Source organism: Salinibius halmophilus, assembly GCF_003577475.1.
Classification (GTDB): Bacteria; Pseudomonadota; Gammaproteobacteria; order Pseudomonadales; family Natronospirillaceae; genus Salinibius; species Salinibius halmophilus.
In genome coordinates, this window is the sequence record NZ_QPEP01000013.1 from 75449 (window position 1) to 90128 (window position 14680).

Consider the following 14680-nt stretch of genomic DNA (forward strand, 5'->3'; position numbering starts at 1 on the left):
CTACTTGCCTCCTCCTGTTAACTTTTCACCAATCTGAAGTACCTTGCCAACGCCAACGCCGAGCTTGAATAGGCGGGCGAGGGTATCTGAGTCCATTGATTGAATGTCGTCCGCCCAGCTTGTTGCTTGCTCGATTATGCCCAGCATTTGCTGCATGCGTTTTTGGGCGTAGGCTTCTTCTTCGTTTTGTGGCGGCTCTACTAGTGTGCTGCGCAGCAGGGTAAGGGTTGGGTCGACTTCGCGCTTGCGCCGCTCTTCAATAATGGTTTTGACGATGTCCCACATATCGTTAGGTGTCGTGAAGTACTCCTTGCGATCACCAGGTTTGTGTACGAGGTTGACCAAGCGCCAGGACTGAAGTTCCTTAAGCCCCATCGACACATTTGAGCGCGAAAAACTTAACGTTGCGCCAATGTCATCAGCGCAGAGTGCTTCTTCCGATAGAATGAGCAGAGCGTAAATTTGCCCCACGGTGCGATTGAATCCCCAGCGACTGCCCATTTCGCCAAAGTGCATCACACAGGTCATCATGGATGGTGTCATTTCTTACCTTCCTGTAATTTCAGTAATTTCTGAAAATTGTAAAGGTAGCCAGCGGGTACTGGCAAGCTGATTTACATCAATTGGTCAGATGGTAATGTTTGGCAACTTTGTATGACTTATTCATCTTGCAGTCACTGAATTCAACTAAGCTAGATTGTATGGATGCTGATCTACTAAACGCCTAGGAGGCGCACCAATCAATGTCACAGTATGTGTATGCATGTATTGATCGCTCGTCTTTGCATTTACCTGTTTGTGACTATGCAGCTTGGATAGCACAGCAAACCGGCACGCCACTGCGTATTCAGTTTAATGCTGAACCTGCCCCAACAACTCGCTCATTGGATTTGTCTGGCTCTATTGGATTAAGTACACAAGCTCATTTACTCGACGAGCTGGCAAGCCTAGAGGCGAAGCATCAAAAGTTGGCCGTGCAGGCTGGGCGAGCCTTGCTGAGTTCGGCGAAGGTTAGGGCGCAGTCATTTGGCATTGTTGAACCCGAAATCCGCTTGCGTCATGGTGATCTAACCGAAGACCTGCTGGCTCATGAGGAGAAAATTAGGGTTTTGGTTATTGGTGCATGGGGTGAGCAACATGAAGATGACCATCGTTTAGCAAAACGCGTGGAGGTGCTTGCCCGCGCCATGCAAGTGCCTGTGCTGGTAGCAAATCAGCGCTTTTCAATGCCCAAAAAGGTTGCCTTTATTTTTGATGAGTCTGACACAGGGCAGCGGGCATTAAATTGGATTTCGACCAGCCCAGTTTATCAAGACTTGGATATTTTATTGGTGAAGCTGGGGGAGGAAACTCAGGCTTTCACCGAAGCAGCAAGAGCGCTAAGGCTAGCAGGGCGGCTGGTATACCCCACTTGCTTAATGAAAGGGGCGAGTGTTGAGCAACTGGTATCGTTTATGATGGACAAGGGTTGTGATTTGCTTGCGTTGGGTGCATTTCGCCATAACCGTATGCATGACTTGTTATTCGGCAGTTTCACCATGAAAGTCTTAAAACAGGCAAACATCCCTGTGCTGTTGTTGCGTTAGCACTATGCTGCAATAATAAAGCGTTTTGTTAATTAGGGGTTGATGGTGAGTAATCCGAGCATTTTGTGGTATGACTTTGAAACCTTTGGTGCCGACGCCAAGCTTGATTCACCGGCCCAGTTTGCCGCCCAGCGAACAGACCATAATTTAATGCCGATAGACTCCCCCGAAATATTTTACTGTCAGCCACTTGCTGATCGCATGATTTCGCCCGACGCGGTAGCCATTACTGGTATAACCCCGCAGCACGCGCAGCAGAATGGTGTACCTGAGTATCAGTTCGCCGAACGCGTGCATGCGCTGATGGCGCAGCCAAACACGACAACTTGCGGCTATAACACCATACGATTTGACGACGAAGTGTGTCGCCATATGTTTTGGCGCAATATGATCGACCCATATGGGCGTGAGTTTAAAAATAACAACGCTCGCTTTGATTTATTAGATGTGATGCGCTTGACGTCAGCTTTGCGCCCGGAAGGGTTGTATTGGCCCAAGCGTGATGATGGGTTGCCCAGTTACAAACTAGAGCAGTTGTCGGTGGCAAATGGTATTGAACATACCGATGCGCACGATGCGATGGCGGACGTACGAGCGACCATTGCATTGGCACAAAAAGTACGCCGCCAGCAAGAGAAGCTTTGGCATTACGTGTTTGAGTTTCGCTACAAACACCGGGCGAAAGGGTTTCTTGAGCAACTAAACGGAGCGCCGTTTTTACATGCCTCGGGCAAGGTCTCGGCCGAGTTTTTTGGTACAACTGTACTGGTTCCCCTACTCACTCATCCTACCAATCGCAATGAAATTATATGTTGGGACGCAAGAGTTGCCCCGCAGGATTGCTTGGATGCATCGGCCAAAGATCTCAACGAGTGGCTGTATGCAAAAAGCAGTGAGCTGCCTGAGGATGTCGTTCGACCTGGGTTTAAGTCTGTGCATGTGAACAAAGCGCCGATGATGGCACCAATGAGCCTGTTTGATGAAGCGGTTAGCAAACGTATTCAAATTAGTGAAACGCAAGTGCGCCAGTGTGTGGATTATTTTCAATCTCATGATTGGCAATCACTTGTGGTAGAAGTGTTTAGTCAGCCTTTTGAAGCCGAAGATAAGGACCCCGAGCAAGATCTGTATGGCGGTTTTATCAGTATGCATGACCGCCAGTTAATGGACAAAATGCGCGCCTTGCCAGCTGAAGAATGGTCGAAATTTGAGTTAGACTTAGGCGACCCAAGGCTAGCCGCAATTGCCGTTAGGCTGCGGGCAAGATACTTTCCACATACGCTAACCCAAAGTGAGCAAAGCCGTTGGCAAGCGTATCTTGAGCAGCGAACCAGCCCTGTTGAACTGCAAAGTTTAATTAAGCAGGTTCGCCAGCGAAAGAAAATCGAACCAGAGCGAAGCGCTATATGGCAAGCGCTTCTAGACTGGTATCAAACACAATTATTGCGGGTCGATTCGCCGCAGCTTAGCTTGTTTTAACACTGAATGGTGGCGCTGGCAGTTGTAATTGATTTTCTTTTTTCCACACCTTGTTATCGTAAAGCTGGGCATCGGCAATGTTTAGTAGCGCTTTTAGCGAGCTGGGTGCATCAGGATCAAATACGGCAAAGCCAACTGACATGCTTACCTTAAACTCAAAGCCTTCTTGGTTGACCTCGTGGCAAAAATGTTGAATCTTCGACAGGGCCGCGATCACGTGCTCACTGTTACTGTCAATCAACAAAAAGGCAAACTCATCGCCTGCCAAACGCGCCACAATATCGCTGCGGCGGAAGCAGTTCTGCAGCACTTGTCCGGCAGCCCAAATGGCTAAATCACCCTGTTCATGACCTAGGCTATCATTAATTTGTTTTAATCCGTCTAGATCGGCATAGCCAATGATAAAGGAATCATGCTGCTGTTTGCTGTAGCGCCAGTGCTGCTCGGCTGCTTTATGAAAACCGCGTCGGTTAAGCAAGCCTGTCAGTTCATCCGTGACACTATTATGAGCCAATTCAGCATTCGCGCCGCGCAGTTGCGCTAGTGTGGCTTTCAGTTTTTTCTCGTCTTGCTGGCTGTGCTTAATGGTGAAGATGTTCTTCAGCGCAAAACCTAAATGAAAGGCTATGGCTGAGTAGAGTTTTAGCAGTTCTACCTGATAGCTAACGACCATATAGCCAAGCTCGATCCCTTTGTGGCTAAGTGGCATTACTAGCAGTCGATCACTATGTTGTTTGTTCACCAACTGAGCTGTGGCAATCGAATAGGACTGGTCACATTTGGCCGCTAAGCGATCGAATATAACCGTGCTCCATTTGGGCGCTTGGCTTGGGTAGCGCTCTAACAGCCGATTAGACTTATAAACGCCAATGGCGAAATCGCCTAGTTCAAAAATTACGCTGTGCGATTTGAGGACTTCAACAAGGTCTATGGTAGAAAAACAAGTGTTGATGGCCTGACAAAACTCGTCAATATCGCGCTTGTGTTGCTGAAGTCGGTCGTAGCTGATTTGTTGATGAACCCTAAGGCGGCGGTTGATTTCGTTCATGCATTGAAAGCGGACTTGGCGAACGATGAGCGCTTGTTGCGGCGACAAATGCATGGTGAAAAAGATATCGAGCATCTTTTTAAGTGCCTTGCGGCAGCGCTCAAGCCAATTCGAATCATCGCTATAACTGAGTAGTTCAAGGAACGTATCACTTACCTGAGTTTGGCTTATTGACTCTAACACCTGCCGGCGCAGCTCCAATATCGACTTCTCTATCAGGAATAATACTTGTGGTAAATCGTTGCCCTCGATACTAAGCGACTTGGCCAGAGCAAGTGCTTGCATTTGTAGCTCGCCCACTTTAAAGGTGGTTGGTACTTGCCGAGCACTGCCGCTGGAGAAGCGTTCAAAATAATCACTACAGCCGCAACTGTTGCGAATAACAAGCTTGGGTGAAAATAGGCTTTCATTGTCATCTGGGCGTCGGCGTATGCGTCGAAATAACTTGAAGGTAGCCTCGCGACCCATGTTAAACAAATCGGGCTCAATGGTTGTAAGTGGTGGTTCAGATAGTGCCGCCGCTTCAATATTGTCAAACCCAATAACCTTCACCGACCAGTTGAGCTCGCGCGCCCTATTGAGAGCCCCTAGCGCCATGTAGTCATCAGCTGCCATAATCGCCTGCGGGCGAAGAGGCAAGGTGTGAAAGTGATCGACGGCACGCTTACCATCATTAAAGTGAAAAGTGCCTTGCCAAACATAATTGTCTTGCGGTGCAATGCCGTAGTGACGCAATTGCTCTTGGTAGGCGTGAAAACGAACTTTGGCGTCGAGATTAGACATTGGGCCGTTTATCATAGCGATTCGGCGTATGCCATGATCAAGTATAAAGTGCTGCATAGCTTGCACAACACCCTGGTGGTTATCCAGGTTGATCGACGGGTAACCGTCGCCAGCATTGCCAATCACCACTAGCGGCATGTCTTTTCGCCGCCTCAATACCTGGAAGATGTCCACTTGATCTTGCACGGCCAAATATATTTGGGCCGGTACGATTATACCCAAACAGTCACTCTCGTTGACTAAATCGAACATCAAGCCACCGTAGTTACAGTGGCCTGTATCAAGAGGGAAGTACATGCTGGTGCAATATGTACGCAAGGGTACTTTGAGTTCCCGACAAGCTTGATTGACACCGGCTAATATTGGCGCCTGGTAGCCATCTGAAACATCATCAATGATTAGCGCTAGATGTGGTTCCATCCTTCCTCCTAGCGCGTTTCGCTTGGTAAAGTCGTTGGTCGGCAATGGATAGTAGTTCTGAGATGTCCTTCGCTTCTGAACTCTCAGCAACACCAAAGGCAATACTCAATGGATAGTTCAAAGTATACCTTTCTTTGAAGGTGTTCAACTGTGCTTGCATTAGACCTGCCAACCCATCGATCTTCCGCTCGGTCATCACGACGAACTCATCACCGCCAATACGGGCGCACAATGCATTGCCTGGAAACACTTGCACTATGGCTTCAGCGATTAAACAGATTGCTTTGTCACCAGCATGATGACCGAACTGGTCATTGATCGTTTTTAGGTTATTCATGTCACCGAAATACAGAACTTGCGGGCTATTGTTCAATCTATTTTCTACAAGCTGCATAAAGCCACGGCGATTATTGAGGCCTGTTAGCTCATCATGATGCGTTTTCTCTAATAGCTCTCTATTATGAGACTCAATGGCCGAGAGTGTGGACTCCAGCTCTCGTCTTATATACCTCGATTGCTCGATGTTACTGTGCGAAAGCAAGGCTACCGTTATGTTGTGGCGAATATGTTCGAGCAGATCGCAGTCCTGATTTGTTTTTACCAAAATTAGCTGGCCAAAATAGAATCTATCCAGCATTAGCGGCAGTATGCAAAGCGTATGATACTCTTTGCTCCAGAGACTAAAGGGCGGTACTGCACTTGCTAAAGAAAATTCTGTTTGGCTTATATTGATACTGGTGCTGGCGACTTGTACGTCGTGATGTAAATTGCCTAGGTCGTAAAACAGGCCTGTTTTCTTTTTGGTTAACACTAAACAGTATTGTTCTATGCCAATAGCTTCAAATGCACGCTCAATGGAATGCACGAGCTGTAGTTGGTCAGTGCTCGTATCTAAGTCTCGGGTAAGCCCTAATACGCCACTAAACTGATCGCTGCGATCATTTAATAATCGATTGTATTGATCGTTGATAAGCGTGTGAATGCGACTATCTAGTTGACTGGATATCTCCAATAAATGGTTTTGTGCTACCAAGCTAGTTAACCGTGTTAAGCAGTATTCGGTCAAAATACTATTGCAATCACTTAACGCATAATAGTTTGGTGTGCCTGCGAAGACACATTGCTGCCACTTATTAATTAATTGCTCAACGGTTATCGCTTCATCGAGATTCAGGTAAAGATCAAGCATGGTTTCAAGGTAGTGTACGGAGTCCTTGTGCAGCGCCAACCGGCTTTGTAATACGCCCTCCATCTTTGTGATCAGTTCACCATCGTCTTGAGCGATCGCGTTACTCGCAACAATCGGCGAGTGGATGGGGTGGCAGCCGCAGCTTGAACGTTTCACCAGTTCGCAATCTACCAAAATATTGTTGTTGTTGTCTGGTGTTAGCGCTTGCTCACCCGCTTGCCAGCCCATCTCATAAAGCGGTTGGTGCACGGTAGTAAGTGGCGGGGCGCTATACTGCGCTTGGTCAACATTGTCAAAGCCAGTAACATGGATGTCGTAGTCTAAATCCGAAATCGCCTTTAGCGCACCAAATGCAATATAGTCATCGGCGCAGACAATTGCCTGCGGTAAATCATTTGCTGACAAACCTTGAATCGCCTTATATCCGGCGTCAAAGGTAAAGTCGCCATCAAGTATCCACTTCGGCTGTAAGGTGATCTGATGTTGCTCAATAGATTCGATGAATGCCGCCTGTCGTTCTTGCGCATCTCGCACATTGGTCGGGCCACCTATATACCCAATATCAACAAACTGATGATCATCCACTAAGTGTGCGACACACTGGCTGATGCCCGAGGCATTGTTAATCGCTATCGAGCAATGCTCATCATGGTGTCGGCCAACAACGATTAGCTTGTGACAACCATAATCGCGGCGTAATTGGCGAAGATCAACTTCGTCATTAATGAACTCAAAGGTTGCCGAATTGATAATAAGCACATCTGCTTTAGGCATATGAATGAGTTGCTGGAGTAAGTAACGCTGTACTTGTTTGTCAGGCGTCGCTGTGGTTAGCGCATAGGTAAACAATTGTAGATCGTGAGTGCGAGCAAACTGATTGAGTCCGTAAAAAATGGGCGACTGATAGCCGTTGTTCAGGTTGCTAGTAACAAATAGTGCGCGCAAGTACGCCCCCAACTCCAAAATTAAGTACGAGTTAACACAATATTGCTAGCAGTATAGACACACATTGAAACGTCTGCCTTTACAAAAATTAACTAAGTTTGTTTGCTGACGATTGCTGTCAATAGATCGCAAAATTTGTCAGTTATTTTGACCGCCGTTAAAAAAGGCTAACAAAAACACAGACGTGAATGAATTAAAAAATCGTGAAAGCCGTTAGAATGCACATTAAATAATCCATAAGGGTAGTTCCATGCGCATTGCAATCTTGGCTATCACCGCTGTGCTGTTGGCAGCTTGTGAGCCGATTACAATCAATCCGGGTTCAGCGGCACCAACGCCAACCGTCACACCAGACGCTGTGTCGCAAGCGTTAGCATCTGGCGACTTTCGCTATATAGAAAGTGAAGCGCAACTGCTTGATGCCATCGACACCGAGATAGATGCCCGTACCCATCAGTTTGACGATGCTTTGGCTCAGTTATCTGCCGGAGTGGGGCCTATTACCTGGGATCCAACCCATGACGCGGCCATGTTAAGTGGCACCTTTGGTCAGCACCAAGTGTTACTTGAAACCAATGCCGCGTTTGCTGACGATAAATCAGCGCAAACCAAAACTATTGCTCTGGCTGGCAAGTCGCCAAGCCGATTTATCGCGCTGGGTAGCAACCCTATGCGTACCATGGCGCGCAATTTTGAAAGCAATGAGAACCTAAACTTGTGGCTCGACAATGCGCTGACTTGGTTGATGGCAGAAACACCTGATAGTCAACGTGTTGTCATCGCCCAAATGGGCCAGAACTATTATTTCCCAGATCAAAGCAGCACACGCGATTGGTTTCAAACGCGCCATTCCAACATAGCATTGGCGACTGATTGCGATAATGAACTGCTAGCAGCCTGTTTAGTTGAACCAACCGATCTGTTGGTTATTTCGCAAGTTAGTAGTCTCGACGCACAAACACTAGCGAATGTGGTCGAGGCGGCTATGGTAGCAGGTACGCCAGTGCTATATATGCACTATGATGGCGGTATGACAGACGCTGGTCGCGCCTTGTTTGACGTTTTTGGTATCGATTACCAAAACGACAACTATTGGCATAAACTAGGCCTGCGCGAGCAAGCGCCTACCGCGACGGCGCAAGTGCCGGCGCCGTGGCAGTCGGCTAAATTGCTAGTTGATGGCCTAAAGCAGAATCAGTTCCAGTTTGATGTGGCATGTTATGCAAGTATGGCGCCTGAGTGTGAGCAGTTTAACGACCGCTTCGCTGAACAATTTAGTGGCGCGGCCAATCATCTGCGCGCAGCGCTTAATGGTTATGATGAACGCAATGAGAATGTGTTTGATAGGGATCGGCTATTAGCGCTATGGGTGCTGTTAGGCGACTTCTACCGGCAAGAGATCTCATACCCAGTTAAAGAATCCATGACGGCAAGTGACACGCCAACCAATACCTTTGTGCAGGCTTATCTTGCCGATCATTTGGTGTTTAATGCCCGCCCATACGCACCTGTACCAAATGATTTAGGCAACTTCTCGCGTACCGACTTTTCACATGTCACGCCAGTGGATATGACCCGTACTTACCAAAGTAAGCGTTATATGCGCGCCGCAGGGGTGTATGCAATTCCAGGTGAAACAGTTCGGGTCACACGTAGCGACACCAGTGATGTGGAAGTTAGAATACAAATAAACACCCAGCGCCCGGGTTCCACGAAAGAATGGGACAATTATCGTCGCCCAGAGTTCGTGCGCAGCCAGCCTATGCGCATTGCTTCTGGTCAGTCGATTGAGTTCACGTCGGTTTATGGTGGGCCAATCCAAGTGCTGTATGGCAGTAATGATTTACCCGTTACCTTGGCATTTGAAAATGTCGGTGAGCACCCATATTGGGCGAGTGAAGCAGACAATGCTAAATTTGCTGAGCAAATGGCAGCGGGAGATTACGATTGGGCTGAAATTAGTACCGCAGGGTTTGAAGTACACTCGCAGCTAGAGAAAATGCGCACCACTATTTCGCCTTACCAAAATGCAGCCGAGCTTGCGGGCTTAGTAGAGACCTACACCAATAGTTATCCGCATGCGTTGGCCGGTTTCCAAGGCCCTGCGGTTGCGGTGATTGACGAAGTGCATGAGTTCGTTGCGGCAAAAGGCTGGCAGGTGGCTAATATCGATATGGTGAAGCATATGAATGCCGATCAGCCAACCTGTGGTTGGGGCTGTTCTGGTAACCCATACGATGCTGGCTGGAACTTTTCGCCAGTTGGACATGGTGATTTGCACGAGCTAGGGCACGGGCTTGAGCGAGGCTTCTTCCGCTTTGAAGGCTGGGGTGGTCACTCAACAACCAACTTTTACTCTTACTACAGCAAAGCGCGTTTCAACGCCGAAACTCAGGATGCTACTACCTGCCAGAACTTGCCATTTAAAGAGATGCACGAACGAATTGCATTTGCCCAAACTCAGGCAGATCCGCTGTCTTATATGCAAGCAAACCCACTAAACAGTTGGAGTCAAGCCACCGCGACTCATATTCAGTGGTTTATGGCAGTACAGAATGCCGGCATAGTGGAGAACGGCTTCCATGTTTTGCCGCGCTTGCATATTTATGAGCGCTACCTTTGGCAAGCTGATAACAACGGCGAAGAGTGGGCAAAACTGGCTGCAAGCCTTGGCTATACAACGCTGTCCTTAGAGCAATATGAAGCGCTATCGCAAAATGACCGTTTAATCATGGCGATGTCGGTTGTTAGTGAACGAGATATGCGAGCGTTTCTCGCACCATACGGGTATGTTATGAGCGATTTAGCTGCGCAGGAGCTAGCACGTCTTAATCTGGAGGCAATGCCGGTACAGTATTTTGCCATGCAAAACGGTAGTGACTACTGTTTGTCACTCGAGCAGCAGCCAATTAGCTACAGCGATACCTGGCCGGTTTACGAGCAATAAGTATTGTAAAGAGCGCCCGAGGTTGGGCGCTTTTTTTTGACCAAGGATTCTAGGCTGCGACAGCTGGATTGGGAATCTTTGCTAGGGTAGAGCTGAAGATTATTTTTTCTTGTTCTGATAACGACAAAGAAAGCTGAACTGCTTCTTGGTAGTAGGTCTCGGCCATTTCGGACTGGCCAGTAAGTAACAGCGCATGGCTTAAAATGGCATTGCTAAAAGCCCTGATCCAAAGTTGATCTGAATCTTTAAAATATGCATAAGCCTTACAGGCATATTCTTTGGCTAAACTGCTCACCTCATTGATGGCAAAGGCGCGCGCGGCGGCCATATAAGCCAAATACTTATTCTCTTCGTTGCCCGCTTCCGTCCATAAATAAACCGAGGCTAGAGCGCTAGAAAGCAGGTCGCGCTTTTGTTGGTCGGTAATGTCGTTTTCGGCAAGCTGCCAAAAGGAGTGATTGCTCTCAATGGCTAGTTCGCGAGCCATACGCTGTAAATCCAGTTCTGTGCTCATAACCTTGCTCCAATGTTGTTATTTTACGCACTTCTTCGTTGCTTCAATAATGAAAGTAGCACTAACTGACGATTTGTCGAACAATTGGTATTACCTTTGCGTCATCTTTTCGACGTACTCACGCCTGAATGCATACAGAACAGTTGGTTGCGCCGCTACCGATTGCTGGTATGGTAATTTTGTACCCAATAATGGAGTAGGACATGTCCTTTGCCACATTCTCAAAAGCAGGCGACTATAACGAGTTTCGCCAGCATGAAATGCGCAAGCGTCGCATGGTTATGGTTGATGGCAACCTAGTTGCCAATGACAGTACTCATCAAGTAGGTGAGTCGGCCCGAGTTTTTCAAGGTGGATACTGGGGGTTTGCCTCAAGCTCACGCCCGATCGGCGCGCAAACGCTCGGTAATCAAGCATTTGCTAATGCTAAGGCGATGCAGGTGTTTGGTGGGCAAGAAAAAACACTGCCAACGGCTGCTTATACTGGCGAACATGGCTTTAGCGGCAAGCAAAACTGGTCGTCTGAGCAAGTGATCGAGTGGCTGCAAACTGTTAACGATTTCGCCAAAGGTCGCTATGACAAGTTAGCGTCGATTTCGATTGTTGCCATGGATGAGTTTCACGATAAGTACGTGCAAAACTCTGTCGGCAGTCGGGTGTACAACAATATCTCGCGCGCCCTTGGTTATTTGATTATGACTGTGCAAGACGACGATGGTAAGCCTGTCGAGCTTGCGGAAGTCATTGGCGGCAAAGGTGGCTTAGGCGATTTAGATCTGTCGATGACGACGGTTGAAGCTAAGCTTGACAAGATCTATGAACACCTAATGGCCAAACGAGAAGCCGTGCATGCCAAAGGTGGGTTACAAACGGTGGTAATGGCACCAGAGTTGGCGGGAATTTTAGCGCACGAAGCCATGGGGCACCCTTGTGAAGCTGACCTTGTGTTGGGCGGGGCTGTAACAGGGGACTTGCGTGGTCAAAAGATTGCAAGCGATCTCGTGACCATGGTTGATTTTGCCCATAGTTATAACGGCGAAGAACTGCTCATGCCAGTTTATGCCGATGACGAAGGCACTCCTTCGAAAGATGCCACCCTGATTGAAAATGGCATGCTCAAAGACTTTATGCATAACCGTGAAACGGCCGCTCACTTTGGTGAAGAGGCGACCGGCAGTGCTCGTGCTTATGCACCGGATGATGAACCGCTAATCCGCATGCGCAATACCGCAATTCTGCCAGGCAAGGATAAAATTGAGCAGATGATTGCTGATGTGGAAGACGGATACTATTTGCTTAAAACGAGTAATGGTCAAGCGGATACCACAACCGAGTTTATGTTTGGTGTTGGCTTGGGTTACGAGATTAAGAACGGCAAGCTAGGCAAAGCGATCAAAGACACCACCATGTCAGGTTCAGCGATTAAAATGTTGCAAACGGTGGATGCCGTATCCGACGACATGTATTGGGAGAACGCTGGTTACTGTGGCAAAAAACAACCTATGGTTGTGTCGATGGGTGGCCCAGCAATTCGTGCCAAAGCCCAGCTAGGAGGCGAATAATGCAGCAGTTAGCAAAAGATGTACTCAAACAATTAACCGATGCTGGTTTTGATGCTGCGCGCGTGACCATTGCTGAAGATGAAGTCAACGAACTAGGCGTGGCGCACAATCATGTCAGTCTAATGCGCAGCACCAATAGCCAAGCGTTATCGTTACTTGGCATTCAAGACCAGCGTAAGGTCACCGCCTCAGTCTCAAGCTTAGAAACCGATGCGATTAAGAATGTGATTGATGGCATGGTTCGAGATGTGAAAACGTCACCGCAAGACCCTGCTAACGCCGTTGCGCCAAACCAAACCGGCGTATTTAATAAAGGCCCACAAACAGTGGATCGTGAAGCATTGGCGTTGGCGGCAAAAAATTTCTTGGCGTTTCGCTCAAGTAACTACCCAACGTTCCAGATTGAAGAAGCCAGTATTAAACACTCGCTGAGCAAAACGACCCTGCTGACGAGTGAGGGCACAGAGTTAGTATCGAATGTTGGTGAATACGAGTTCAGTATTATGGGCTCAAGCAAAGATGAGCATGGTAGCAGCTCGTTCAACTACACCGGTGGTAGTGTAGACGTATTGCCAGAGAATCTAGTGGCGCATTTCGACCTGGAAGCGCTGATGGCCAACAGTGTGCAAGAGACACAAACCGAACTAGTCGGCGATAAGTTCGAAGGTGAGGTAGTGTTGATGCCCATGGCAGTCATGGATTTGCTCGGCTGGCTAGCAGGCCAAATTGGCGACTTCGCGCTACTCAGCGACGCCTCAGTGTATAAAAACTCAGTCGATTCACTCGTTGCCAGTGACAAGTTATCGGTGCGCGCCAACCTCGCAGGTGCAGGGGTTTCACCAATCAATGCCGAAGGGTTTGTGGTTGAGCCAATCAACTTGATTGAAAACGGCAAGTTAAAACATCTGCTGCCAAGCTATTATGGTAGCCGCAAGCTCAATAAACCTTATGTTGCCGCCCCAGGTGGCTGGTCGATTGATGCCGGTGACGTATCGCGCCAGGAAATGATTGCCTCAGTGCAACGTGGTGCTGTCGTGAGCCGTTTGTCGATGGGGAGCCCAGCCCCTAACGGTGACTTCTCTGGGGTGATCAAAAACAGCTTCTTGATTGAAGATGGCAAGCGTACAAAAGCGCTGTCTGAGACCATGATCACCGGCAATGTAGCGCAGATGCTAAAAGACATCATTGCCATTAGTAGCGAAGTCACAGACTTTGGTGGCTACAAGGTGCCATGGCTACAAATTAAGGGATTGAGGTTCTCTTAACTTTGAATGCTCGTTCGGTAGGAATCCGTCATCCCCGAGTGCCTTTATCGGGGTCGGCCGGACGCGGATCTAGTTGCAATAGACGAGGATTAAACCGCCGATCTCAAGAAAAGGATTAAACTACAAATCGTCGTAGGTCTTACGAACCAGAGGTTCGGGAGACAAAAACGTTTCCCAAACCTAGCGGTTTGTAAAACCTATAAGCCGTCTCCACTGTCTGGTGGTGGGGTGGCGCGCCGCAGGCGCCAGGCCACCACTGGAATCATCACTATCCCCAAAATAAAGCCGCTGATCGCGCCGCCAAGGTGCGCTGCGTTATCAATTTGTGGAATCATAAAACCAATCGCAACGTTTATGGCAATAAATGCCAGGGTGCCTCGCAGCATTTGTTTGGTTGCTTCAGGGCTAAAAAACTTGCCAAGCAATAAGCCTAAAAAGCAGCCATAGAGACCAAAAATCGCCCCCGAAGCCCCAACCGATACGGCGCCATAGCTGAACACTATGCTCGCCAGGCTGGCGATAATGCCGGTGACTAAATAAATCGCACCATAAAACCAGCGACCAATAACGGGCTCAAGCAGCATGCCAATATTGGCCAGTACCACAAGGTTGAAGAAAATATGCATGGCACCGCCGTGTAAAAACATGGCGCTGAGCAATCGCCACCATTGGCCGCCTTCAATCACTGCTGGGCCATAGTTGGCACCAAGTCGAGCCAAATCATAGGCGCTAAACCAAATAAAACTGCCAGTGAAGGCGATGACAACCAGATAGGCAGCAACACACAGCCACATAATAATCGGCGTGAGCACATAACCGGGGCGAACTTTAAAAAGGCTTAGCATGGTGGCTCCTATGATGTTTGCGCCTACAGCTTACGCTATTAACCCTAATGACAGCTTAACTGCAAGGAAAGGGGCTTGGCTTGTCGAGTTTTCACTA

Annotated in this window: 10 protein-coding genes; 5 read left to right on the forward strand and 5 right to left on the reverse strand. The window is 48.2% G+C overall.

Annotated features, from left to right (window positions below):
• Positions 1-543 (reverse strand): GbsR/MarR family transcriptional regulator, encoded by a 543-nt coding sequence (locus DUW71_RS14830; protein ID WP_119396053.1) that lies wholly within the window; start codon positions 541-543, stop codon positions 1-3.
• A gap of 200 nt (positions 544-743) precedes the next feature.
• On the opposite strand from DUW71_RS14830, the gene DUW71_RS14835 reads away from it, so the two are divergent.
• Both DUW71_RS14835 and sbcB read left to right on the forward strand, forming a co-directional pair.
• On the forward strand, positions 744-1586 hold the full coding sequence (locus tag DUW71_RS14835; RefSeq protein ID WP_119396054.1) for a universal stress protein: 843 nt from the start codon (positions 744-746) through the stop codon (positions 1584-1586).
• Between the two features lie 45 nt (positions 1587-1631).
• Complete coding sequence (gene sbcB, locus DUW71_RS14840) at positions 1632-3065, forward strand: exodeoxyribonuclease I (protein WP_158584151.1); 1434 nt, start codon at positions 1632-1634, stop codon at positions 3063-3065.
• Here sbcB and DUW71_RS14845 read toward each other — a convergent pair.
• Positions 3052-5316 (reverse strand): diguanylate cyclase domain-containing protein, encoded by a 2265-nt coding sequence (locus DUW71_RS14845; RefSeq protein ID WP_119396056.1) that lies wholly within the window; start codon positions 5314-5316, stop codon positions 3052-3054. The two genes, sbcB and DUW71_RS14845, sit on opposite strands and share 14 nt — an antisense overlap.
• On the reverse strand, positions 5288-7450 hold the full coding sequence (locus DUW71_RS14850) for a substrate-binding and GGDEF domain-containing protein (RefSeq protein ID WP_158584153.1): 2163 nt from the start codon (positions 7448-7450) through the stop codon (positions 5288-5290). Before DUW71_RS14850 ends, DUW71_RS14845 begins: the two co-directional genes overlap by 29 nt.
• Before the next feature lie 250 nt (positions 7451-7700).
• On the opposite strand from DUW71_RS14850, the gene DUW71_RS14855 reads away from it, so the two are divergent.
• A complete protein-coding gene (locus tag DUW71_RS14855) occupies positions 7701-10397 on the forward strand; it encodes an ImpA family metalloprotease (protein WP_119396058.1) in 2697 nt (898 codons plus the stop codon).
• A gap of 49 nt (positions 10398-10446) precedes the next feature.
• Here DUW71_RS14855 and DUW71_RS14860 read toward each other — a convergent pair whose 3' ends face one another.
• A complete protein-coding gene (locus tag DUW71_RS14860; RefSeq protein ID WP_119396059.1) occupies positions 10447-10911 on the reverse strand; it encodes a hypothetical protein in 465 nt (154 codons plus the stop codon).
• A 203-nt stretch (positions 10912-11114) separates the two neighbouring features.
• On the opposite strand from DUW71_RS14860, the gene DUW71_RS14865 reads away from it, so the two are divergent.
• Together DUW71_RS14865 and DUW71_RS14870 are read left to right on the forward strand one after the other, a co-directional pair.
• Complete coding sequence (locus DUW71_RS14865; RefSeq protein WP_119396060.1) at positions 11115-12473, forward strand: TldD/PmbA family protein; 1359 nt, start codon at positions 11115-11117, stop codon at positions 12471-12473.
• Positions 12473-13738 (forward strand): metallopeptidase TldD-related protein, encoded by a 1266-nt coding sequence (locus tag DUW71_RS14870; RefSeq protein WP_119396061.1) that lies wholly within the window; start codon positions 12473-12475, stop codon positions 13736-13738. Before DUW71_RS14865 ends, DUW71_RS14870 begins: the two co-directional genes overlap by 1 nt.
• A gap of 197 nt (positions 13739-13935) precedes the next feature.
• Here the strand turns inward: DUW71_RS14870 and DUW71_RS14875 are convergent, their stop codons facing one another.
• The gene (locus tag DUW71_RS14875) at positions 13936-14583 is read right to left on the reverse strand and encodes a rhomboid family intramembrane serine protease (RefSeq protein ID WP_119396062.1); all 648 of its coding nucleotides are present in this window, start codon (positions 14581-14583) and stop codon (positions 13936-13938) included.
• Positions 14584-14680 lie beyond the last annotated feature (97 nt).

Coding starts and splice junctions, on each gene's coding strand:
- DUW71_RS14830 (WP_119396053.1), bottom strand. CDS start 543: ATGACACCATCCATGATGACCTGTGTGATGCACTTTGGCGAAATGGGC.
- DUW71_RS14835 (WP_119396054.1), top strand. CDS start 744: ATGTCACAGTATGTGTATGCATGTATTGATCGCTCGTCTTTGCATTTA.
- DUW71_RS14845 (WP_119396056.1), bottom strand. CDS start 5,316: ATGGAACCACATCTAGCGCTAATCATTGATGATGTTTCAGATGGCTAC.
- DUW71_RS14855 (WP_119396058.1), top strand. CDS start 7,701: ATGCGCATTGCAATCTTGGCTATCACCGCTGTGCTGTTGGCAGCTTGT.
- DUW71_RS14860 (WP_119396059.1), bottom strand. CDS start 10,911: ATGAGCACAGAACTGGATTTACAGCGTATGGCTCGCGAACTAGCCATT.
- DUW71_RS14865 (WP_119396060.1), top strand. CDS start 11,115: ATGTCCTTTGCCACATTCTCAAAAGCAGGCGACTATAACGAGTTTCGC.
- DUW71_RS14870 (WP_119396061.1), top strand. CDS start 12,473: ATGCAGCAGTTAGCAAAAGATGTACTCAAACAATTAACCGATGCTGGT.
- DUW71_RS14875 (WP_119396062.1), bottom strand. CDS start 14,583: ATGCTAAGCCTTTTTAAAGTTCGCCCCGGTTATGTGCTCACGCCGATT.